The organism is Burkholderia sp. WTPI3 (genome assembly GCF_021483755.1).
Taxonomy (GTDB): domain Bacteria; phylum Pseudomonadota; class Gammaproteobacteria; order Burkholderiales; family Burkholderiaceae; genus Burkholderia.
Genome location: NZ_JAGIXF010000079.1, coordinates 1 through 21347, shown reverse-complemented (window position 1 = coordinate 21347; position 21347 = coordinate 1). Strand labels below are relative to the sequence as shown.

Genomic DNA, 21347 nt, shown 5'->3' with positions numbered 1-21347 from the left:
AGTCGGCCGGGCGGGCGCCGTTCGCGCCGGCCCGGTTGCGCGCAATACGCTCACGCGCTGAGGTATTCGTGCACGGCCGCATAGCCACGGCCGTAGCCGCGCGCTTTCGGCGGCACGCCGTTGAAGATCCCGCCTTCCAGATCGACGCCCGCGGTACGCAAGCGCTTGATCGCGTCGGCGATCTCGCCTTCGGTGTGCATGCCCGAGCGCAGCACGAGGAACGTCGCGCCCGCCATGCGGCCGATGATGGTCGCGTCGGTCACGGCCAGTACCGGCGGCGAATCGATCAGCACGATGTCGTAGCGCTTGCCGAGCCCTTCGAGGTATTGCGGCAGGCGCGTCGACATCAGCAGCTCCGACGGGTTCGGCGGGCGCGTGCCGGCCGCGATGAACGACAGGCCCTGCACCGGCGTCTCGCGGACCGCCTCCTCGAGCGGCGACTGGTCGCTCAGCAGCTCGGACAGGCCCGGCTGCGCGGTAAGGCCGAAGTAGCGGTCGAGCATCCCGCGGCGCATGTCGGCGTCGATCAGCAACACGCGCTTGCCCGAATGCGCGAGCAGCACCGCGAGGTTGACCGTCAGGAAGCTCTTGCCGATGCCCGGCGTCGGGCCGGTCAGCACGATCACGCGGTTCTTCGCATCCATCATCGCGAACTGCATCGCGGTGCGCAGGCTGCGCATGCTCTCGACGCTCAGGTCCTTCGGACGCAGGCTCGCGAGGATCGGCCGCGCACGGCCGCCGGCCTTCCCGGCCGCGGTGTCGAGCTTCACCTGCTCGGCGCTTTGCGGCACGAGCCCGTACATCGGCAGGTTGAACGTGCGCTCGACGCGGTCCGGATCCTCGATGCCCTGGAACAGGTTGCGGCGCAGGAACACGACGCCTGTGCCGAGGATCAGCCCGAGGAACACGGCGGCCGACAGGATCAGCACCTTCTTCGGCTTGACCGGATCGCCCGGACGCAGCGCCGAATCGACGAGGTGGATGTTGCCGCCCGTTCCGGCCTTCTGCACCGACAGTTCCTGCACGCGGTTCAGCAGCAGCACGTAGATGTCCTCGGCAACCTTCGCGTCGCGCTGGAGCTGGACGGCCTTCACCTCGGTCGCCGGCAGGCTGCGGAAGCGGTTGCTGAACTTGTCCTTCTCGGCCTGCAGTTCCGCGAGCTGCTGCTTCGCTGCGATCACCATCGGGTGCGAATCGGTGAAGCGCTGCGCGAGCGATGCGAGCTGCAGGCGCTGCGCGGCGATCTGCTGTTCGTACTGCACGCTGCCTTCGAGATAGACCTTCGCCTCGTCGCTCGCGTTGATCGAGCCGGACGTGCGCTGATACTCCGTGAGCGCGGCTTCCGCCCGCTCGAGGTCGGTCTTCAGACGCGGCTCCTCGCTCTTCAGGAAGTCGAGCATCTTGGTCGCTTCGGCCTGCTTCGCGATCACGTGCTGGTTCAGGTACGACTGCGCGAGCGCGTTCGCGATCGCGGCGGTCTGGTCCGGATCCTTGCCTTCGAGCGAGATCTGCACGACGCCCGTCTGCTTGCCCTGCTCGGTCACCTGGATGCCGGACTGGAAACCGGTGATCGCGTCGAGATCGTTGTAGCGGACCACCGTGAACTGCGTGCCCGGACGCGCGACCAGCTTCTGCACCAGCAGCGTCACGCCGCCGCCCTGCTCCGATTCGCCGGCGCGGCCCGACAGCAGCCGGTTGCCGTTTTCGTCCACCAGCGTATAGGTGCCGTTCGGGCCGGCCGTCAGCGTCAGCTTCTTACCTTCGAGCGCCGGCACGACGTTGATCGTGTCGATGTCGGCCACTTCGCCGCCCCACGCGTAGGACTTCAGGCCGAGCCACGGCCGCGCCGGGTCGCCCGGCGTCGCCATGCGCGCGGCGAGGCTGCCGAGCAGCGGAATCGTCTTCGGCACGACCGAGAAGTTCAGCTTGAACTGATCGACGACCGGCGCGACGACGCCGCGGCTCTTGATGATCTCGATTTCCGCATCGGTCGGCGCCTGCTGCGGACCGCTGTTGATCATCGCGCCCGTCTGCGTCTGCGTGAGCGCCTGCGTCGTGTTGTCATTGCCCTCGACCCGCACGTGCACGTCGGCCTGGTACACCGGCTTCGCGACGTAACAGTAAAGGCCGGCGAGCGCGATGACCGTCACCGCGATGCCGAGCAGCAACCAGATGTCGTCCATGATCACCTGGAGCAACTGGCCGAGGACGACGTCCTCTTCCTCGGTTTTCGCGGTCAGATCCGCGTAGGAGTGTTTCGCTTGCGTGTTCACCATTCGTTCCCGCTTGAGTGGTGCCGGAGGGCAGGCGCCGCCCCGGCGGGCTATCAGCGCGTGATTTGCCGCATGTAGAAGATCGTCTGGATCGTCGGCAGCACCTGCTGCAGCACGCGGTTGAACTGCACCGAGCTTGCCGTGCTGACGTAGACGACGTCGAGCGGCTGCAGCGGGAAGCGGCTCGACAACATCAGCGCGTCCGGCTGCGTCATATCGAGACGGAAGACTTCCGGCTTCGTCGGGTTGTCACGCATGCCGCGCATCACGTAGATCTTGCGCGGATTCGCATCGGTGTCGAGGATGCCGCCGCCCGCGGTCAGCGCGTCGGCGATGGTCAGCTTGCCCTTGAGCATCGGCACGGTGACCGGCGTCTTGACCTCGCCCATGATGAACACGCGGCTGTCGCTGCGGTCCGGCACGTTGACGATGTCGCCCGGCTGCAGCATCACGTTCTGCTTCACTTCGCCGCGATCGAGCACGCCGTTCGCGTCGAGCGTGTATAGCTTGCCGTCGCGCGTCAGTCGCACGCGCTGCAGGTCGGCATCGCCGGTCGAGCCGCCCGAGCGGGAGATCGCGTCGACGAGCGTCAGAGGCACGTCGCTCACCGCGAGCGGGCCCGGCTGCTTCACCTCGCCCGTCACCTGTACCTTCTGGCTGCGGAACGACAGCACGCGCACGTCGAGCTGCGGATTCTTCACGTAGCGCGCGAGGGTCGATGCCATCTGGTCGCGGATCTGCGCGACCGTCTTGCCCGCCACGCGAATCCGGCCGACGAACGGGAAGAAGATCGTGCCGTCGGCGGCGACCGTCTGGCCGTACGGATCGGCCTGACCCGGCAGCGCGGTCGTATACGGCTGCTGCAGCGCGCCGGCGACCGACTGCGTTGTGTTGCCGCCGCTCGAGAACGACTGGCCCTGCGGCGTCGTCAGCTCGGGGTGATCCCACACCGTGACGCCGAGGATGTCCTGCGGGCCGACGCGGTATACGTACTGCGACGGATCCGTATAGCGGCTGGGTGGCAGCGGGTGCTCGACCTGCTGCTTCTGCAGCTGATCCATCACCAGCTTCGCGTCGATGTAATGAACCGGATAGGTTTCGGCCTGACCTTGCCGGCCTTCGTCCTGCAGGTTCGACGAGTCGAGATAGTTGCCGGGCGCGGTCGCGCAGGCCGACAGGAATGTCGTCATTGCGACGGCGAGCGCCAGCGGGCGCATGGGACGTTTCAGCATAGTTTTTGCAGCCATCCTTGAACCAGGCGTTCGATCAATGAGTAGCTCTCGCGATAGTCGGCCTCGGGGCCGCCGTGCGGATCCGCGATTTCGGCGTCCTCCCACTTGCCCAGCAGGTGGACCTTGCCGCGCGCGAACGGATCGACCGATTCGACGGCCTTGATCTGCTCGCGCTCGCTGACGAGAATCAGGTCGGCGTCGCGCACGATCCGGCGCGACAGGCGCCGCGAGCGGTGCGTCGTCGCATCGACGCCGCGCTCGGCAAGCAATTGCCGCATCACCGGATCGATGCCGTCGCCGTCGTTCGCACGGACGCCGGCCGAGTGGAACGTCGCGCGCGGGCCGCCGCGCGACGCCGCATGCGACTTGAACAGCATTTCCGCTGCCGGGCTGCGGCAGACGTTCGCGTGACAGACGATCAGGATGTTCCGGAACATGGCGTCTCGATTCGGGTGACGGGTGACGGTGACGCGCCGGTTACGCGTTCGCGCGCACGGCGCCCGGCACGCGGGCGGCGACGGCCTGGCGCGAGCCGGGCCGGCCGATCGGGTGGTATTCGATGCCCTGCTCGGTCATCGTCTCCGGCTCGTACAGGTTGCGTCCGTCGAAGATCACCGGCGACTTCCACTGCCGGCCGAGCGCGACGAAATCGGGGCTCTTGAATGCCTTCCATTCGGTGACGATCACGAGCGCGTCGGCATCGTGCGCGGCCTGCGCCTCGTCGTCGACGAAGGTCAGGCGCTCGAGCCAGCCCGGGTGATCCGCGAGATCGAGCGCGAGCACGCGGCGCGCTTCCCGCTGCGCAACCGGGTCGTAGGCGGCGATACGCGCGCCGCGCGACAGCAGCTCGGCGATCAGCTCGCGGCTCGGCGCCTCGCGCATGTCGTCGGTGTTCGGCTTGAACGCAAGGCCCCAGATGCCGAACGCGCGGCCCGTCAGGTCCTCGCCGAAGCGCGCGACGATCTTGTCGGCCAGCACGCGCTTCTGATTCGCATTGACGGCCGACACGGCCTGCAGGATCTGCAGCGCCTGGCCGTGCTCGTCCGCGGTGCGGATCAGCGCCTCGACGTCCTTCGGGAAACACGAGCCGCCATAGCCGCAACCCGCATAGAGGAAGTGATAGCCGATGCGCGGATCGGAGCCGATCCCGCGGCGCACGGCCTCGATGTCGGCGCCGAAGCGATCGGCGAGGTTAGCAAGCTCGTTCATGAACGAGATGCGCGTCGCGAGCATCGCGTTGGCCGCGTACTTCGTGAATTCGGCCGAGCGCACGTCCATGTACAGCGTGCGTTCGTGGTTGCGGTTGAACGGCGCGTACAGCTTCTTCATCAGTTCGCGCGCGCGCTCGCCCGGCACGTCGTCGTCGCAGCCGATCACGATACGGTCCGGCCGCGTGAAATCGTCGACCGCCGCGCCCTCCTTCAGGAATTCCGGATTCGACACGACGGAAAACATCTGGTCGCCTTCGCCGCGCTTCGCAAGTTCGTCGGCGACCGCCGCGCGCACACGCTCGGCCGTGCCGACCGGCACCGTCGACTTGTCGACGATCACCTTGAAGCCCTCCATGGTGCGGCCGATGTTGCGCGCCGCCGCGAGCACGTACTGCAGGTCGGCCGAGCCGTCCTCGTCGGGCGGCGTGCCGACCGCGATGAACTGCACGTCGCCGTGCGCGACCGCGGCCTCGACATCGGTCGAGAAACGCAGGCGGCCCGCCGCGCGGTTGCGCGCGATGACTTCCTTGAGGCCCGGCTCGTGGATCGGTACGCCGCCGTCGTTCAGGACGTCGATCTTCGCCTGGTCGACGTCGAGACAGAACACGTCGTGCCCGATGTCGGCGAGACAGGCGCCGGTGACGAGACCTACGTAACCGCTGCCGATGATAGTCAGATTCATGATGTGTCGGACCTCTTGACCGATGATTCGAAATTCGTAAGCCGGATTCCCGGGGGACTGTCCGTCGCGTGGCCTGGCGGCGACGCGACGGATCCGGGAGCGCCCGACTCAGTAAGCGTTGCCGCCGGTGAAGCCTTTCCATAGCGTCAGCACGACGATCTTGATGTCGAGCCAGAACGACCAGTTCTGCATGTAGTACAGGTCGAGCTTCACGCGGCCCATCATCTTCTCGATCTGGTCGGTCTCGCCGCGAAAGCCGTTGATCTGCGCCCACCCGGTGATGCCCGGCTTGATCCGGTAGCGGAACATGTAGCCCTTGACCAGATCCTTGTAGATGTCGTCATGCGCGAGCGCATGCGGCCGCGGGCCGACGACCGACATCTCGCCCTTCAGCACGTTGATGAACTGCGGCAGTTCATCGAGGCTCGTGCGGCGCAGGAACCGGCCGACCGGCGTCACGCGCGTGTCGTTCCTGGTCGCCTGCGTGACCTGCCCGGCCGCTTCCTGGTGCACCTTCATCGAGCGGAACTTGTAGATCTCGAACTCGTGCCCGTCGATGCCCTTGCGCTTCTGGCGGAAGAACACCGGCCCGCGCGACGTCAGCTTGATCAGGCACGCGATCAGCAGCATCGCCGGCGCCAGCATCGTGAGCGCCGCCAGCGCGAACAGCCGGTCGAACACGAACTTCGGCAGGATCCGCACGTCGGTAATCGGCGACGCGGCCAGGTTGATCGCCGGTACGCCGAGCAACTCAACCACTTCCTGGTTGAAGAACGACAGGCTACGCACGTCCGGAATGAAGCGGATGTTCACGAAGTCGTGGCGAAACACCGTCACGATCTGGTGCATCCGGCGCTCTTCCGCGATCGGCAGCGTGAGCCACAGCTCGCGGATCGCGCGGCTGCGCACGAGCCATACCAGCGATTCGAACTGCCGCTCGATGCGCACGTCGTCGAGCGCCACATCCCCAGCCGCCGCGCTTTCGTCGTAGACGCACACCGGGTTGAAGCCCGCTTCCGGCCGCGCCCGCATTTGCGCGATCAGCCGCCGCGCCGCCGGCGTGCCGCCGACGATCGCGACCGCCTTCAGGTTGTAGCCGCCGCGACGCAACCGGCGCAGCACCGCATGCACGCATGCTTTCGAACCGGCCAGCAGCGTCATCGTCGTGACGGCCCAGTAACCGAGCCACAACCGCGACAGCTCGCCCGACTGGTGAAAGCTGAAACTCATCAGGATGCCGGCCAGCTCGACCACCAGCCAAGCGAACGCGACGCGGCCCATCAGCCCGACCAGACGCTTGCCGCGCCACGACTGGTAGATGCCGAATGCCGGAAAGCACACGACGACGAGCAGGCAGTCGAACAGCACCATCGTGCGCTGCAGGTCGTTGAACCAGACGCTGCCGCCGTGCAGCGCGGCGGCGAGCACTGCCCCCGTCACGACCATCGCGATATCGATGACTCTCGCCAGCACGCTCAACATGTCTGCTTCCTCTCTGAACAGGCGTTTGCCGAACAGCTCCTTGTGCAGCCCGTGCCGCACATTCGATTCAAACGTTGCATGACGCTATTGAAGCGGCAAGAAAATCCGCTCTCAAGCGCACAAGTATTTCGAAAAATAATCGGAAATTCTTGCCGCGATATTCTGGAATTAAATCGGCAGGTTTTCCCGAATCGAACGTGAATCAGGAATTTTTCGAAATCTTTACGGTTTCCGCTAACCCTTTGCTGGCTGGCGTCCCCAGATACCTCGCCGAATTATTTTTTATTTTTTTATTTGCATCCGACGCTATCGCGGAAAATTTTCCCGGATAGGTATTCCGCGAATATCGCGCAACGACCTCGGTTTTATTGTCGATTTACTTCATGCTACAAACAGGCCTGACTTCAATCGAGGAGAGTGTCATCATGATTGCTCCGGCCGTGGTAGCCGATACGCGCCATTCTTCTTCCGCCGCGAGCGACGCCGGTACGCGCGTCGCGGTGCAGCCGGTGATCCTTGCCGGCGGTTCGGGCACGCGTCTGTGGCCGATGTCGCGCGAACACTATCCGAAACAGCTGATCGGCCTGCTCGGCGATCGTTCGCTACTGCAATCCACCGCGCTGCGCCTCGACGATCTCGAGACCGGCCATCCGCTGAACGACGACGTGCTGGTCGTGTGCGGCGAGGATCACCGCTTCACGACCGCGGAACAACTGCGCGTCGCCGGCAAGTCCGCGTCGATCATGCTCGAGCCGCTCGGCCGCGACACCGCGCCCGCACTGACGCTCGCCGCGCTGCGGATCGTCGCGACCCGCGGCGACGCCGTGATGACCGTAATGCCGGCCGACCACGCGGTGGCCGACCTGCCGCGCTTTCACGCGGCCGTCGCGGCCGGCGTGCACTGTGCGGCCCAGGGCAGGATCGCGACGATGGGCATCGTGCCTGCCCGCGCGGAAACGGGCTACGGCTACATCCGCGTCGGCGCGCCACTTCGCGATACCGCGACGGGCGACCTCGACGTGCGCCGCCTGGATCGCTTCGTCGAGAAACCGCATCTCGAACTTGCTCAGCAGTACGTCGCATCCGGCGAATACTGGTGGAACAGCGGGATCTTCATCGTGCGCGCATCGGTCTGGCTGAACTCGATCCGCCAGCTCGAACCCGCCATCTACGCAGCCTGTGAGCGCGCCGTCGCGCAGGGCAAGCAGGACGGCGACTTCTTCCGCGTCGATCGCGACGCCTTCGCCGCATCGCCGTCGAACTCGATCGACTACGCGGTGATGGAGCCGCTCGCGAACCAGCCGCTGCTGTGCGAAAGCGTCGTCGTGCCGCTCGATGCCGGCTGGTCGGACGTCGGTTCGTGGGACGCGATCTGGCAAATCCTGCCGAAGGACGACGCCGAAAACGTCGGCCGCGGCAACGTGCTGTTCGAAAACGCCGAGTCGACCTTCGCGCATTCGGAAAGCCGGCTCGTCGCGTGCGTCGGCACGCAGAACCTCGTCGTCGTCGAAACGCCCGACGCCGTGCTCGTCGCCGACAAGTCCCGCGTGCAGGACGTGAAGAAGATCGTCGGTCGCATCAAGGCCGTGCGCGGTACGGAGGCCACCGACCACCGCAAGGTGCATCGCCCGTGGGGTCATTACGATTCGGTCGACATGGGCGAACGCTTCCAGGTGAAACGCATCGTCGTGAAGCCGGGTGCGCGCCTGTCGCTGCAGATGCACCACCACCGCGCCGAACACTGGATCGTCGTGCGCGGCACCGCGCGCATCACACGTGGCGAAGAAACGTTCCTGCTGTCCGAAAACGAATCGACGTACATCCCGCTCGGCGTGTCGCACCGTCTCGAGAACCCGGGCAAGATGCCGCTCGAACTGATCGAGGTGCAGTCGGGCGCGTATCTCGGCGAGGACGATATCGTCCGCTTCGACGATACCTACGGCCGCGAATGACGCAGCAATGCATGCCGGGCACGCCGCATCGACGGCGCGCCCGGCATGACGGAGAAACGGGAAGACAACCGGGAGATCGCGCGGGCATCGTGGCACACGACGGCCCGCGCGCTTCCGTTCGAATGACGATCAACCTACGCGGTACGCATACTCGCGGCGATCCGGCTGTACGGGATCGTTACGGCTCTCGGACAGCGCACCCGCGTGACGCTCGGCGATGAAGCGCTTGATGTCCGACTCCGCCCGCGCCAGCACGGACAGGCCGGCCAGCACCTCGCTTTGCGGCGCGTGCGCCGGCTCGTCGCCCGCACCATGGCGATCGATCCACTGGCGCGCCCAGTCGAGCGCGTACTGCTCCGCTTCGTCGGCATCGGTAAAGCGCGGACCGATCAAGCCCGAGCGCTCGACGCGCCGGTCGTCCTGCATGATCTCGGCCCAGGCGCGATACATCAGGTTCTGCACCGGCTGCGCCAGACCGCAGATCGTATAGCCGCGATATTCGTCGACTTGCGGTTCGGCCGCGGCGAAGCTCGCCGCGGTCGGACGCCCGCGGCGCAGCCCGGCGGGCGCTGCGCCCGGCACCGAGAACGACGCATCGGACGACACGGCCGCGTCGTCGCTCGACATCGCGGCGAGCGCCGCCCCTTCGCCGTCCCACGCACTCGCCTGCGCGACCGGCAGTTGCCACGACTCGGGGTTTTGCCAGAACACGCCGCGCAGCCGATCGTTATCGGGCACGGGCTCCGCACGGCACGCCGGCGCGACCGGCACAGGCGGCGGCGGAACGTACGCGAACGTGCGCCCGCTGAACTGGGTCAGCAGGTCGATCATCTGCAGCAGCGTACCGTTCGCGAGCCACTCTTCGTAGCGGCGGCGGCACGTCGGCCCGGACGGATAACGCCCGGGCAGTTTGGACCAGGCTTCACCGGTCGTCAGGATCCAGAGGACGGCGTTGGCAACGACGCGCGGCTCGGCTCGCGGACGGCCGCGACGGTTCAGCCGGATGGGTTCATCGGCGATCAGCGTTGAAAGACGAAACCACTCTTCATCGTTAAGCTCATCGAAGAACATAGTAGATCTCTCCACGCAGCCAGGCCGGGGCTGCGATTGGCGGCGCCGTCGTCACGCATCGCGTCACGGGGCGGCCCGGTTGCACATTATGGTTATCCGAATGTTGTGCATGCCGGCGCGGCACCGCACTTTCACGGTGCCGCCATTCCCGGCAATGGCGCACAAATCACGGTCTCACTCCAATGTGGGAATTTTTGTGCACGAAGCATACCACCCTCAGGGTTTATCTCAATATGACAATGACTTAATGTTACTTACTGAAACAACCTGCCATGGATGCGCAATCTATTTACGCTTGAATTTTTTTACGCGATCGTTATTCCCATGGCTGGAAAGCCCCGTCTGGCATGGCTTTGCCGGGGATACCCGAAGTCCTTACAACAGGCTTCAACCGATGTTCCGTCCCTCTCCGGCAACACTCGGCTGCATTGCTTCCAAAATTCGGTAAATCAGGGAAAATTCCGTAACAAGATATTCACGGATCGGTAAATCGTTCGAATACGGCTCAACTGAATTATCTCCGTGCACAATCTTTTTATTGTTTCTCTGCGGATGATGAAAGCGCCGAAGCAGGCAACGCGCATTGCTCCCGGCAGGCGAGTCCGGGCAGGTTCGTTACATCCTCGGCGACAGCGGCGGGCAACCGCGCGTCAGCGCAGATCTGCGACGAGCGATGCGCTTACGTCCGCATCGATGCGTTGCGGCGGCACCGAATAGGCCGGATGGTCGCAGCCGATAGACAGCGCCGCGCCGTCCTTGAGCGCCGCGCGCACGGGTCCGCTCAGTTGGAAGCGCACGAAATGAACGGCCGACGTTTTCTCCGCGTTGTCGCGATCGAGATCCTCGTCGGCGATCGCATAAACATCCGGATGCCCGTCGACGCGCAGGTACACGCGATCCTCGACACCGATCAGCCGCGCGAGCGCCGCGCGCCGTTCGGCCTCGTGCTCGTATTCGATCTGCAGCGTCGCCTTCAGGTTGGTGCCGTCGGGCACGAGCGGCAGATAGGCTTCCAGCTCGCCGTCGATGCCCGCTTCGTCGAAGATCTTCTCGATGTGCAGCATCTCCTGGATCTGATAGCGGATCGTGGTCTCGTCCTCGAACAGGAAGCGCAGATGGTTGCCGAGCGCCACCGCGCGGCGGCGCTTGTACGCGACGAGCCGCGCGTGTTCGGCCTTGCGGATCTTCGCGTACGCTTCGAGCGTCAGCAGCGAGTCGCGGGTCAGCGTCATGGGATGTCCTCGAATGTCGTCGATGTCTTCACGGCGCGATCGATTCAGATGCCGTACGCGCGGCGCAACAGCGTCAGCGGATGCGCGAGCGGCGCGGCCGGCAGCCCGTGCTCGTCGATGCCCTGCTCGATGTGATGGCCGGCGAGCGCGCAGTCCGACGACACGACATCCGGTTTCGGCTCGGCCATCGCCTTGAACACGGGCGCGCCGATGCGCATCGCGTCCGCATGGAATGCCTTCTTCACGCCGAACGTGCCCGCGTGCCCCGAACAGCGCTCGACGACGTTGACGCGCGTGCCGGGCACGAGCGACAGCGTGTCGGCCGTCTTGCGGCCGATGTTCTGCACGCGCGCGTGACACGGCACGTGATACGACACCGTGCCGAGGCCGTTCTTGAAATCGGTCTTCAACAGACCGTCGCGGTGCCGCGCGATCATGTATTCGAACGGATCCCAGAATGCGTCGGCCACCGCGCGCACGGCTTCGTCGCCGGGGAACATCAGCGGCAGTTCGCTCTTGTACATCAGCACGCAGCTCGGGATCGCGCCGATCAGCGCATAGCCTTCGCGCGCATAGCGCTCCAGCACCGGCAGGTTCACGGCCTTCTTCGCGGCAACGCCCGCGAGGTTGCCCTGCTCGAGCAGCGGCATCCCGCAGCACGCCTCGCGCGTGACGAGCTCGTACGGAATCTCGTTGTGCGCAAGGATCGCGAGCAGGTCGTGACCGATGCCCGGCTCGTTGAAGTTCACGTAGCACGTCGCGTAGATCGCCACCTTGCCGGGCGTGCGCTCGCCGTCGCGCACCGGCAGGCCGTCCGAACGTTTCGCGGCGCGCCGGAACTTGCGCGGCGCGAACTCGGGCAGCCATGCGTTGCGATCGACGCCGAGCGCCGCTTCGAGTGCGTGGCGCGCGGGACGCGTACGATTCACCGCGTTCACCGTCTGCGTGACGACCGGAATGCCCGCGAGATGGCCCAGCGCGTCGGTATTCGACAGCACCTTGTCGCGCAGCGTCGCTTCGCCGCGCTGGTAGCGCGCGGCCTTCGCGCGCAGCATCAGGTGCGGGAAGTCGACGTTCCATGCGTGCGGCGGCACGTACGGACACTTCGTCATGTAGCAGAGGTCGCACAGATAGCACTGATCGACGACCTTGCCGAACGCGTCCTTCGACACTTCCTCGACGTCGCCCATCGGCGTGTCGTCGACGAGGTCGAACAGCGTGGGGAATGCGCCGCACAGCGACACGCAGCGCCGGCATCCGGCGCAGATGTCGAATACGCGCGTCATTTCCGCATCGATCGCGGCCTGGTCGTAAAACGCGTCGGACTGCCAGTCGAGCGGATGCCGGGTCGGGGCTTCGAGACTGCCTTCCTTGTGGGGCATGGGGCGCTCCAGCATGGCGCGCATCGCGCGGGCGCGCCGGCCGCGCGATGCGGACAGCGATCAACGCACGGCCAGCCGCGCGCCATGCCGCGGCGGGCCGTGCGGCCTTGCATGGGCTCGCGTCAGTCGACGAGACCGTCCAGCGCCTTCGTATAGCGGTTCGCGTGGCTGCGCTCGGCTTTCGCGAGCGTCTCGAACCAGTTCGCGATTTCGTCGAAACCTTCGTCGCGCGCGGCTTTCGCCATGCCTGGATACATGTCGGTGTATTCGTGCGTCTCGCCGGCGATCGCCGATTCGAGATTCTGCCGCGACGAGCCGAACGGCAAACCCGTGGCCGGATCGCCAACGGCTTCCAGATATTCGAGGTGACCATGCGCATGGCCGGTTTCGCCTTCGGCAGTCGAGCGGAACAGCGCGGCGACGTCGTTCTGGCCTTCGACGTCGGCCTTCGAAGCGAAATACAGATAGCGCCGGTTCGCCTGCGACTCGCCCGCGAATGCGGCCTTCAGATTCTCTTCGGTTTTGCTGCCCTTGAGTTGAGCCATTTGCGCCTCCGTTCGAGTCGGCGCGGCCGCATGCGAAGCCGGGCCGATGATGTATGTGGGGAACGATGCATGTGCGAAGCGCGCACGCATCGTGCTCTTTAATCTAGGCGCTCGCGTTCGCATCCCCCAATAGGCTTTTTCAATGCAACCGATAGCGGGCGGCCAGCGGGAATCCGGGGACGATACGGAATGCGCGGGCCGGAATGGCGCTCGGCGAGCGCCCGGCGACTGGCCGATTGGTGGCCGGGGCCCGGCCGGCTCCGCGCGACACGGCCTGCGGTGTGGTCGGGACGACATCACGCATCACGCATCCGTCGCGCGCTTGAGCAGCAATTCCCTTTCGCGCTCGTTACGGGTCAATTCCGCCGCGCGCCGGAATTCGACCTTCGCCTCGTCCGCCCGGCCGAGCTTCGCGAGCAGGTCGCCGCGCACGCTCGGCAGCCAGTGATAGCGCGCGAGTGCGGGATCGTCGCGCAGCACGTCGACGAGTTCGAGCGCCGCGGCCGGCCCGAACGCCATCCCTACCGCCACCGCGCGATTGAGTTCGACGACCGGCGAAGGCGCGACTTCGGCCAGTGCGTCGTACAGCGCGACGATCTGCGCCCAGTCGGTATCCGACGCGTGCCGCGCACGCGCATGGCAGGCCGCGAGCGCGGCCTGCAGCGCATACGGCCCGCGCAGGCCGCCGAGTTTCGTCGCCTGCTCGAGTGCCGCGAGGCCGCGCCGGATCAGTAGCGGATCCCAGCGGCCGCGGTCCTGGTCGAGCAGCAGCACCGGCCGCCCCTGCGCATCGGTGCGCGCATGCATGCGCGACGCCTGCAGTTCCATCAGCGCGACGAGCCCGAGCACTTCGCTTTCGTCCGGCGCGAGCCCGGCCAGCACGCGGCCGAGGCGCAACGCCTCGTCGCACAGCGCCGGGCGTGTCCAGTCGTCGCCCGCAGTCGCCGCATGGCCTTCGTTGAATATCAGGTAGATCACTTCGAGCACCGACGCGAGCCGTGCGGGCCGCGCGTCGGCGGAGGGCACTTCGAACGGCACGCGCGCCGCCGCGAGCGTGCGCTTCGCGCGCACGATGCGCTGCGCGATCGTCGGCTCGGGCGAGAGGAACGCGCGCGCGATCTCGCCCGTGGTCAGCCCGCCGAGCAGCCGCAACGTCAGCGCGACGCGCGCGTCGGTCGACAGCACCGGATGGCATGACGTAAAGATGAGCCGCAGCAGGTCGTCGCCGATGTCGTCGTCGCGCGCATCGGCGAGCGCATCCGCGATGTCGGGGACGACGTGCGCTTCGAGCGCGTCCATTTCACGGCCAAGCTGGTCGCGCTTCGCCGCATGTAGCGACTCCTGCCGGACCCGGTCGAGCGCGCGGCGTTTCACGGCCGTCATCAGCCATGCGGCCGGGTTGTCGGGCACGCCGTCGACGGGCCAGTGCTCGAGCGCCGCGACGAGCGTGTCCTGCGCAAGCTCCTCGGCCACGCCGACGTCGCGCACCACGCGTGCCGCGCGCGCGATGATCTTCGGCGCCTCGATGCGCCAGACCGCTTCGATCGCACGATGGGTCGCCTCGCGCATCACGATGCCGGCCCCTGCCCGGCCGCGTCCTGCGCCACGTACATCAGTTCCCATGCGTGGCCGTCCGGATCGGCGAAGCTGTGGCCGTACATGCCCGGGTATTCCATCGGCGGACGCGGCGTGGTGCCGCCGGCTGCACATGCCTTCGCGACGACTTCGTCGACTTCGGCAGGGCTTTCGCACGACAGGCACGACAACACCTGCACGTGCGTCGCCGGATCGACGATCGTCTTGTCGGTGAAGGTCTGGAAGAACGGCCGCACGAGCAGCATCGCGAAGATCGTGTCGCTGATCTTCAGGCAGGCGGCCTGATCGTTGGTATAGGCCGGTACGACCTCGAAGCCGAGCGCCTGATAGAACGCCTTCGAGCGCGGCAGGTCGGCCACGGGCAGGTTGATGAAGACCATCTCGTGCATGTCGGGTGCTCCGGGTGAGGGTGTGGTCAGGCGGACATCAGGCGCCAGGGCGGCCGACATGGAGTTCGCGGAACCGCTCGACCGCGTCGCCGGGCGTGAGGTCGTCGAGTTCGAACAGCGGGCGCACCTCGATCTCGCAGTCCATCTCCGCGCCGAACGGCGCGGGGAACCGGCGCGTCCATTCGAGCGCCTCGTCGCGTGAACGCACCTGGATCAGCGTGTAGCCGGCAATCAGTTCCTTCGTCTCCGCGAACGGGCCATCGACTACCGTACCCTTGCCGCCGGTGTACCGCACGCGCCAGCCGCGCGCGCTCGGCCGCAGGCCGTTCGCATCGAGCAGCACGCCTGCCTTGGCGAGTTCCTCGTGATAGACCGTCATGGCCTCGACCAGCCGGTTGTCCGGCAATGCGTCGGATTCGCTGACGGCGTTCGCCCGGATCATGATCATGAATCGCATCGTTCACTCCCTGTCGTCGGTGGAGTCGGTGGAAAGAGGCGTCCGTTCATCGGCGCCTTATCCTGACGACGGGCGGCAGGCTGAGGGATCGACCTTCCACATGGCGAATCAGGGTAAACACCGGGAAACGGCCGTCACAGAAAGCACGGACGAACCGCACGCACTTCGACCGTGCACCATTGCGCGGCCGGGCACTGGCGCGCAATCTCGATCGCTTCGTCGCGCGTATCGACGTCGACGAGGAAGAAGCCGCCGACCATCTCCTTCGCTTCGGCAAACGGGCCATCGACGAGGCGCGTCTCGCCGTCGCGAACCTGCACACGGGTCGCGCGCTCGGAGCGCTCCAGCGACTCGACGCCGCGCAGCACGCCGCGCGCTTTCAGCGTCTCGGCGAAATCGACCATCCGCGCATACAGCGCCTGCCCGTCCTCGAGCGTGCGCTCGGCGCGCTGGCCGGTCGGTTCGACAATCAACAGCATGTAGGCCATGAAGATCTCCTGGTGAGGCCGTGCACGGAAGCGTCCGGAATGCATGCAGAAGCGATGCGCAACGGCAGGTCAGGTGCAGAGCGTAACAGCCGCGGCCGGCCCCGCCGGCATCGTTGGCCATCCGGCACTGGCCGAACGGCCATTTCGATCGCGGCACGCCATTTTGCCGTCAACATGCTTTCCCGAACCTTCGAATTTTCTTCCCGGGACCGCTCCATGTCACGCCTGCCGCCGTCGCTCGTGCTCGCCGCATCGCTCGTCTGTGCCGCCCTGCCCGCCACCGCCGCGCCGCCGATCAGCGCCGGCTGCGGCGGCGCAACCACGGCGATCGCCGACATCCGGCACCGCAGCGGCCGTTCGCCGCTGGCCGGACGAACCGCGTCGATCGAAGCGGTCGTCACCGCGGAATTCGGCGGCGCCGACGGCTTCGGCGGATTCTTCGTCCAGCAGGCCGACGCGCAGCGGCGGCAGCGGCCGGGCGTCCCAGAAGGCATGTTTGTCTACGCACCGAACGCGCGGGCCAACCCCGGCGATCTCGTCCATCTGACCGGCAGAGTCGAACAGAAGTACGGCCGCACGCAACTCGCGCTGTCGGGCCGCGTGGCCGTCTGTGCGCGCGGGCAGTCCGTTACCCCGGCAACGCTCGCGCTACCGGTCGACACGCTGTCGGTGTTTGCCGCGCACGAAGGCATGCGGGTGAGGTTCGCGCAAACGCTGACGGTCAGCGACACCTATTCGCTCGGCCGCTACGGCAGCATCGTGCTCAGCAACGGCCGTCTGCAGATCCCGACCCACGTGGCCTTGCCGGCCGAAGCCGCGATGCAGGCGGCGGCCAATGCCCGCAACCGCATCGTGCTCGACGACGGTTCGAGTCGCGTGACGCCAGTGACCGTCCGCTATCCGCCGCCCGCGCTGAGCGCCGCCAATACGCTGCGCACGGGCTACACGGTGCGCGGTATCGAAGGCGTGCTCGAGAAACGCTACGGGTCGTGGCGGCTGCAGCCAGTGCCGGCGTCGGCACCGGTCTTCGACGCCGCGTCGAATCCGCGAGCCGATGCGCCGGCACGGCATGCGCGGGCCGACGTGCGCGTCGTATCGTTCAACGTATTCAACTATTTCAACGGCAGCGGCGGCCGCTTCGGCGATCCGGCCAATCGGGGCGCGAAGACGCCCGCCGCATTCGCGCGCCAGGAAGCGAAGATCGTCGCCGCGTTGCGCGCGCTGCGCGCCGACGTGATCGGCCTGATGGAAGTCGCGAACAACGGTCATGGCCCCGCGAGCGCCGTGCAGCGGCTCGCTGCCCGGCTCGGCGACGGCTGGCGCGCGGTCGACCCCGGCACGGCACGGCTCGGTCGGGACGCGATCGCGGTCGCGTTGCTGTACGACAGCCGGACGATCGAACCCGTCGGACACGCCGCCACCGTCGCGATCGATGGCCGCGGCCGGCCGCCGCTCGCGCAGACGTTCCGGCGCATCGGCGGAACACTCGCGTTCACGGTCGCGGTCAACCACCTGAAGTCGAAGAATTGTCCGCACGCGACCGGCCCGGATCTCGACCGGCAGGACGGCCAGGGCTGCTGGAACGCGACGCGCACGCGCGCAGCCGCACGCATCGCCGACTGGCTCGCCACATCGCCGACCGGCATCGCAGCAGACGGCGTCCTGTTGATCGGCGACCTGAACAGCTACGCGAAGGAAGATCCGCTACGCGTGCTCGAGTCGCACGGCTACACGAACCTCGTCGCCCGCTTTCTCGGTAATGCCGGGTACAGCTACGTCTTCCGCGGCGAAGCCGGCAACCTCGACCACGCGCTCGCCACCGCGCCGCTCGCCGCGCGCGTGAAGGCCGTGCATGCATGGCACATCAATGCCGATGAGCCGACTGCGTTGCAAGCCGTACCCGATTACAAAACGCCGGCGCAACGGGCCGCGTATTACGCACCCGATGCATATCGCTCGTCGGACCACGATCCGATCGTCATCGACCTTGCACTGGCGGAAGGCGGCGCGTGAACCGCCGCGGGCACGAACCGTGCTCCCTTGAAAACCGGCGACTAGTGCAATTGCATCAAGCCGACGCATGCAATGGCACTATTTACCTGACCACTCGGGCAACGCCATATTTACCGTACTTTCACTTCGTGCAAACGCGACCCAACGCCACCTCGCCAGAAGCGCGAATTTTTTTCAACCGCCGCTCCGCCCCGTGTGGCGGGGCTTTCGAGGCATCCCGCCGACGAATTGAAAATTTGTCTCGAAACTCAATTGGAAGATGTGAATCACACTAGTTGCTGGGATTCGTCTTATCTTCAAATTGGCCTGTAAATCAAATCGAAGGAGGATAAACACCATGGCGCTCACTGACTCGATCGAACACAAGCTGGACCGCGGCCTGTCCGACATCCGTCGCACCGGCCGGCGCGTGGGACGCACGACGCGATCGGCCGCCCGCGATCTGCATGCGGACGTGACCGACGATCTGCGCGGGCTCGTCGACGAACTCGAAGATCTGCTGAAGAACGATGGCGACGGCGACATCGCTGCGCTGCGCAAGCGCGTGCAGTCGCGGCTCGATGAAGCGCGCAGCACGCTCGATTACGCATCGGGCTCCGCAGCCGCCCGGCTGCGGGATTCGGCCGAACGCGTGTCGCAAGCCGTACACGACAACCCGTGGCAGACCGCTGGCGTCGTCGCGGGCCTCGCGTTCGTTGCCGGCCTGCTCCTTTCCCGCCGTTGAACGGGGCTGCCCGCAGCGCTGAGCGCCCCGTCCGTCATCAACCCGACAACGAAGGAGAATCGCCATGCAGAAGTCCCTCGCCCTGAAAGCTGCCGCCGCCGTCATGCTCGGCAGTCTCGCACTTGCCGGCTGCACCACCACACCTGACAAACCCGAGAGCGCATCCACCAGCGCGTCGAAACGCGAGTCCATCGACGCGAGCGTGAACGCGACGCTGTCGCGCCTCTATTCGACGGTGCCGGGCTCGCGTGAGCTCGTCGCGAAATCGCGCGGCGTGCTCGTGTTCCCGAACGTGCTGCAGGCCGGCTTCATCGTCGGCGGCCAGTCCGGCAACGGCGCGCTGCGCGTCGGCGGCAGCACCGTCGGCTACTACAACACGTCGTCGCTGTCGGTCGGCCTGCAGGCCGGCGCGCAATCGAAGGCGATCGTGTTCCTGTTCATGACGCAGGATGCGCTCGACTCGTTCCGCAAGTCCGAAGGCTGGTCGGCCGGCGCCGACGCCTCCGTCGCGGTCGTGAAGGTCGGCGCGAACGGCGCGATCGACTCCAACACGGCCACCGCACCGGTCGAGGTGCTGGTGCTGACCAACGCGGGCCTGATGGGCGACCTGTCGGTGAACGGCACCAAGGTCACCAGGCTCAACATCTGACGAACCGGCGCGGCATCGCCGCGTCTCCGCTTCCCGGCAGCGCCGCGGCTCCGGCCGCGGCGTTTTCATGTGCGCCGCGCGCCCCGGCTATGATGGCGACACCTTTGCGGGCATACTGCGATCGGGCCGCCCCGCCGCGCGCTTCGCCGCGAACTCCGTGACGTTCGCGAGTCGATCTCGCCCGGGGCAACGAGATTCAATCAAACCAGGCATCAATCTGCGCGAACCATCCATGGATAGCGGACACGATCACCAAAAATTCTTCTATTTCCTGCTGTTCGCGGTCACCGTCGGACTGTGCTGGATTCTCGCACCGTTCTCCGGCGCCGTCTTCTGGGGCACCATTCTCGCGATCCTGTTCCAGCCGGTGCAGCGCTGGCTCGCCGCACGCCTCGGCAAGCGTCGCAACCTCGCCGCACTCGTCACGATGTCGCTGATCATCCTGATCGTGATCCTGCCGCTCGTGTTCGTCACGGCCACGCTCGTGCAGGAAATCGCGTACGTGTACCAGGAACTGAAGAGCGCGCAGCCGAACTATTCGCAGTATTTCCAGGACATCATTCACGCGCTGCCGACGTCGATCCAGCACCTGCTGCAGAAATACGGGCTGACCAACATTCCCGGCATCCAGAAGAAGCTGACCGACGGCGCCGCGCAGATCAGCCAGTTCGCGGCAACCCAGGCGCTCAGCATCGGCCAGAACACGTTCCAGTTCGTCGTGAGCTTCGGCGTGATGCTGTATATGGTGTTCTTCCTGCTGCGCGACGGCGGAGAGATCGGCCGGCGCGTGCGCCGCGCGATGCCGCTCGACGAAGAGCACAAGAACCTGCTGCTCGCGAAGTTCACGACCGTCGTGCGTGCGACCGTGAAAGGCAACATCGCGGTCGCGCTCGTGCAAGGCGCGCTCGGCGGCCTGATCTTCTGGATCCTCGGGATCGAGGGCGTCGTGCTGTGGGGCGCGCTGATGGCGTTCCTGTCGCTGCTGCCGGCAATCGGTGCAAGCCTCGTGTGGGTGCCCGCCGCGCTCTACTTCCTCGCGATCGGCGCGATCTGGAAATGCGTGATCCTCGTCGCGTTCTGCGTCGGCGTGATCGGCCTCGTCGACAACCTGCTGCGCCCGATCCTCGTCGGCAAGGACACCAAGATGCCCGACTGGGTCGTGCTGATATCGACGCTCGGCGGGATGGCGCTGTTCGGAATCAATGGCTTCGTGATCGGGCCGCTCGTCGCCGCGCTGTTCATGGCGAGCTGGGACATCTACGCGCGTTCCGAACAGGGCGAATGACGCGACGAACGGGCACGGCCCGTCACGGATGACGAATGCGGTTCACGACGGGCGCCACGGCGCCCGTCGCCTTGTCCGGAGCCGCCCCGGCCATCGTTCGTCACGCAGGCGCTGCGAGCCGGCACGATCGGCCCGGCACACACAAAAAAGCGGCGGTGTGACGCATCCGTCACACCGCCGTTTGCCGAAACCGCACGGGACAAAACGCGCCCGGAATCGATCCCTTCGCGACGTTCGATCTCAGGTCGCGCGAACCCGAGAGCAACCGCTCACGCGTTTGGATCGACACGCAGCACGAGCTTGCCGCGATGGTCGCCGTCGAACAGGCGGTTCAGCACGTCGGGCGCGTTTTCGAGGCCGTCGGCCACCGTTTCCTCGGCCTTGAGCCGGCCGTCGCGCAGCCACCCCGCGAGCGTCTGCACCGCTTCGCGGCTCTTGCGATAGTCGAGGATCAGGAAGCCGCGCATCGTGATCCGCTTCGAGATGAGCACGCCGACGTCGTCCGCCGCACGTCCGCTGTTGTAGTTCGAGATCACGCCGCACAACGCGACGCGCCCGCCGATCACCATTCGCGACAGCACCGCGCGCATCACTTCGCCGCCAACGTTCTCGAAGTTCACGTGAACGCCGTCCGGCGTCGCCGCCTTGAGCTGCTGACGGAAATCGTCGGCCTTGTAGTCGACG

At 66.3% G+C, this 21347-nt stretch carries 19 protein-coding genes; 5 read left to right on the top strand and 14 right to left on the bottom strand.

Translation table 11 applies throughout. From position 1 onward, the window contains the following. Positions 1-50: 50 nt before the first annotated feature. From J7024_RS29630 to J7024_RS29610, 5 genes are all read right to left on the bottom strand, one after another. Positions 51-2276: a polysaccharide biosynthesis tyrosine autokinase gene (locus tag J7024_RS29630; RefSeq protein ID WP_124826491.1), complete on the bottom strand. Its 2226-nt coding sequence runs from the start codon at positions 2274-2276 to the stop codon at positions 51-53. Positions 2277-2326: 50 nt separating this feature from the next. Next, complete coding sequence (locus tag J7024_RS29625; RefSeq protein WP_124826492.1) at positions 2327-3505, bottom strand: polysaccharide biosynthesis/export family protein; 1179 nt, start codon at positions 3503-3505, stop codon at positions 2327-2329. Continuing rightward, on the bottom strand, positions 3499-3942 hold the full coding sequence (locus J7024_RS29620; RefSeq protein WP_124826493.1) for a low molecular weight protein-tyrosine-phosphatase: 444 nt from the start codon (positions 3940-3942) through the stop codon (positions 3499-3501). The genes J7024_RS29625 and J7024_RS29620 overlap by 7 nt, the downstream gene beginning before the upstream one ends. 40 nt (positions 3943-3982) lie before the next feature. After that, positions 3983-5398 carry a UDP-glucose dehydrogenase family protein gene (locus J7024_RS29615; protein WP_175750670.1) on the bottom strand — a complete coding sequence of 472 codons (1416 nt, stop codon included), beginning with the start codon at positions 5396-5398 and terminating at the stop codon, positions 3983-3985. A 108-nt stretch (positions 5399-5506) separates the two neighbouring features. Next, complete coding sequence (locus tag J7024_RS29610) at positions 5507-6880, bottom strand: undecaprenyl-phosphate glucose phosphotransferase (protein ID WP_124826495.1); 1374 nt, start codon at positions 6878-6880, stop codon at positions 5507-5509. Between the two features lie 425 nt (positions 6881-7305). Between J7024_RS29610 and J7024_RS29605 the strand changes: the two genes are divergently transcribed. Then, positions 7306-8832 carry a mannose-1-phosphate guanylyltransferase/mannose-6-phosphate isomerase gene (locus J7024_RS29605; RefSeq protein WP_124826496.1) on the top strand — a complete coding sequence of 509 codons (1527 nt, stop codon included), beginning with the start codon at positions 7306-7308 and terminating at the stop codon, positions 8830-8832. Positions 8833-8961: 129 nt separating this feature from the next. Here the strand turns inward: J7024_RS29605 and J7024_RS29600 are convergent, their stop codons facing one another. From J7024_RS29600 to J7024_RS29565, 8 genes are all read right to left on the bottom strand, one after another. Beyond that, positions 8962-9903, bottom strand: a complete 942-nt coding sequence (locus tag J7024_RS29600) for a transposase (protein WP_124826497.1) — start codon at positions 9901-9903, stop codon at positions 8962-8964. A 650-nt stretch (positions 9904-10553) separates the two neighbouring features. Then, positions 10554-11135 (bottom strand): DUF3501 family protein, encoded by a 582-nt coding sequence (locus tag J7024_RS29595; protein ID WP_175750671.1) that lies wholly within the window; start codon positions 11133-11135, stop codon positions 10554-10556. A gap of 44 nt (positions 11136-11179) precedes the next feature. Continuing rightward, on the bottom strand, positions 11180-12517 hold the full coding sequence (locus tag J7024_RS29590) for a heterodisulfide reductase-related iron-sulfur binding cluster (protein WP_175770049.1): 1338 nt from the start codon (positions 12515-12517) through the stop codon (positions 11180-11182). Between the two features lie 122 nt (positions 12518-12639). Further along, positions 12640-13062: a rubrerythrin family protein gene (locus tag J7024_RS29585; protein WP_096505537.1), complete on the bottom strand. Its 423-nt coding sequence runs from the start codon at positions 13060-13062 to the stop codon at positions 12640-12642. 303 nt (positions 13063-13365) lie between these two features. Beyond that, the gene (locus tag J7024_RS29580) at positions 13366-14634 is read right to left on the bottom strand and encodes an RNA polymerase sigma factor (protein WP_124826500.1); all 1269 of its coding nucleotides are present in this window, start codon (positions 14632-14634) and stop codon (positions 13366-13368) included. Continuing rightward, entirely contained in the window at positions 14631-15047 is a 417-nt protein-coding gene (locus J7024_RS29575) for a VOC family protein (protein WP_124826501.1), read from the bottom strand. The genes J7024_RS29580 and J7024_RS29575 overlap by 4 nt, the downstream gene beginning before the upstream one ends. A 37-nt stretch (positions 15048-15084) precedes the next feature. Next, entirely contained in the window at positions 15085-15504 is a 420-nt protein-coding gene (locus J7024_RS29570; protein WP_124826502.1) for a YciI family protein, read from the bottom strand. Positions 15505-15638: 134 nt separating this feature from the next. After that, entirely contained in the window at positions 15639-15992 is a 354-nt protein-coding gene (locus tag J7024_RS29565) for a YciI family protein (RefSeq protein WP_199569053.1), read from the bottom strand. A gap of 216 nt (positions 15993-16208) precedes the next feature. On the opposite strand from J7024_RS29565, the gene J7024_RS29560 reads away from it, so the two are divergent. The 4 genes from J7024_RS29560 to J7024_RS29545 all read left to right on the top strand — a co-directional run bounded on the left by J7024_RS29560 (position 16209) and on the right by J7024_RS29545 (position 20663). After that, positions 16209-18005, top strand: coding sequence for an ExeM/NucH family extracellular endonuclease (locus J7024_RS29560; RefSeq protein WP_124826504.1), 1797 nt, complete (start codon positions 16209-16211; stop codon positions 18003-18005). Between the two features lie 337 nt (positions 18006-18342). Further along, positions 18343-18729: a DUF883 family protein gene (locus tag J7024_RS29555; protein ID WP_098552630.1), complete on the top strand. Its 387-nt coding sequence runs from the start codon at positions 18343-18345 to the stop codon at positions 18727-18729. A 64-nt stretch (positions 18730-18793) separates the two neighbouring features. Continuing rightward, positions 18794-19378: a BPSL1445 family SYLF domain-containing lipoprotein gene (locus tag J7024_RS29550; RefSeq protein ID WP_175750673.1), complete on the top strand. Its 585-nt coding sequence runs from the start codon at positions 18794-18796 to the stop codon at positions 19376-19378. Between the two features lie 232 nt (positions 19379-19610). Beyond that, positions 19611-20663 (top strand): AI-2E family transporter, encoded by a 1053-nt coding sequence (locus J7024_RS29545; protein ID WP_096505553.1) that lies wholly within the window; start codon positions 19611-19613, stop codon positions 20661-20663. A 269-nt stretch (positions 20664-20932) separates the two neighbouring features. On the opposite strand, the gene J7024_RS29540 is transcribed toward J7024_RS29545, so the two are convergent. Then, the coding region (locus J7024_RS29540) for a zinc-binding dehydrogenase (RefSeq protein ID WP_234745709.1) at positions 20933-21347 on the bottom strand (415 nt) is incomplete at its 5' end.

Coding starts and splice junctions, on each gene's coding strand:
- J7024_RS29560 (WP_124826504.1), top strand. CDS start 16,209: ATGTCACGCCTGCCGCCGTCGCTCGTGCTCGCCGCATCGCTCGTCTGT.
- J7024_RS29605 (WP_124826496.1), top strand. CDS start 7,306: ATGATTGCTCCGGCCGTGGTAGCCGATACGCGCCATTCTTCTTCCGCC.
- J7024_RS29630 (WP_124826491.1), bottom strand. CDS start 2,276: ATGGTGAACACGCAAGCGAAACACTCCTACGCGGATCTGACCGCGAAA.
- J7024_RS29575 (WP_124826501.1), bottom strand. CDS start 15,047: ATGCACGAGATGGTCTTCATCAACCTGCCCGTGGCCGACCTGCCGCGC.
- J7024_RS29625 (WP_124826492.1), bottom strand. CDS start 3,505: ATGCTGAAACGTCCCATGCGCCCGCTGGCGCTCGCCGTCGCAATGACG.
- J7024_RS29590 (WP_175770049.1), bottom strand. CDS start 12,517: ATGCCCCACAAGGAAGGCAGTCTCGAAGCCCCGACCCGGCATCCGCTC.
- J7024_RS29620 (WP_124826493.1), bottom strand. CDS start 3,942: ATGTTCCGGAACATCCTGATCGTCTGTCACGCGAACGTCTGCCGCAGC.
- J7024_RS29595 (WP_175750671.1), bottom strand. CDS start 11,135: ATGACGCTGACCCGCGACTCGCTGCTGACGCTCGAAGCGTACGCGAAG.
- J7024_RS29565 (WP_199569053.1), bottom strand. CDS start 15,992: ATGGCCTACATGCTGTTGATTGTCGAACCGACCGGCCAGCGCGCCGAG.
- J7024_RS29585 (WP_096505537.1), bottom strand. CDS start 13,062: ATGGCTCAACTCAAGGGCAGCAAAACCGAAGAGAATCTGAAGGCCGCA.
- J7024_RS29610 (WP_124826495.1), bottom strand. CDS start 6,880: ATGTTGAGCGTGCTGGCGAGAGTCATCGATATCGCGATGGTCGTGACG.
- J7024_RS29615 (WP_175750670.1), bottom strand. CDS start 5,398: ATGAATCTGACTATCATCGGCAGCGGTTACGTAGGTCTCGTCACCGGC.
- J7024_RS29600 (WP_124826497.1), bottom strand. CDS start 9,903: ATGTTCTTCGATGAGCTTAACGATGAAGAGTGGTTTCGTCTTTCAACG.
- J7024_RS29550 (WP_175750673.1), top strand. CDS start 18,794: ATGCAGAAGTCCCTCGCCCTGAAAGCTGCCGCCGCCGTCATGCTCGGC.
- J7024_RS29555 (WP_098552630.1), top strand. CDS start 18,343: ATGGCGCTCACTGACTCGATCGAACACAAGCTGGACCGCGGCCTGTCC.
- J7024_RS29570 (WP_124826502.1), bottom strand. CDS start 15,504: ATGCGATTCATGATCATGATCCGGGCGAACGCCGTCAGCGAATCCGAC.
- J7024_RS29545 (WP_096505553.1), top strand. CDS start 19,611: ATGGATAGCGGACACGATCACCAAAAATTCTTCTATTTCCTGCTGTTC.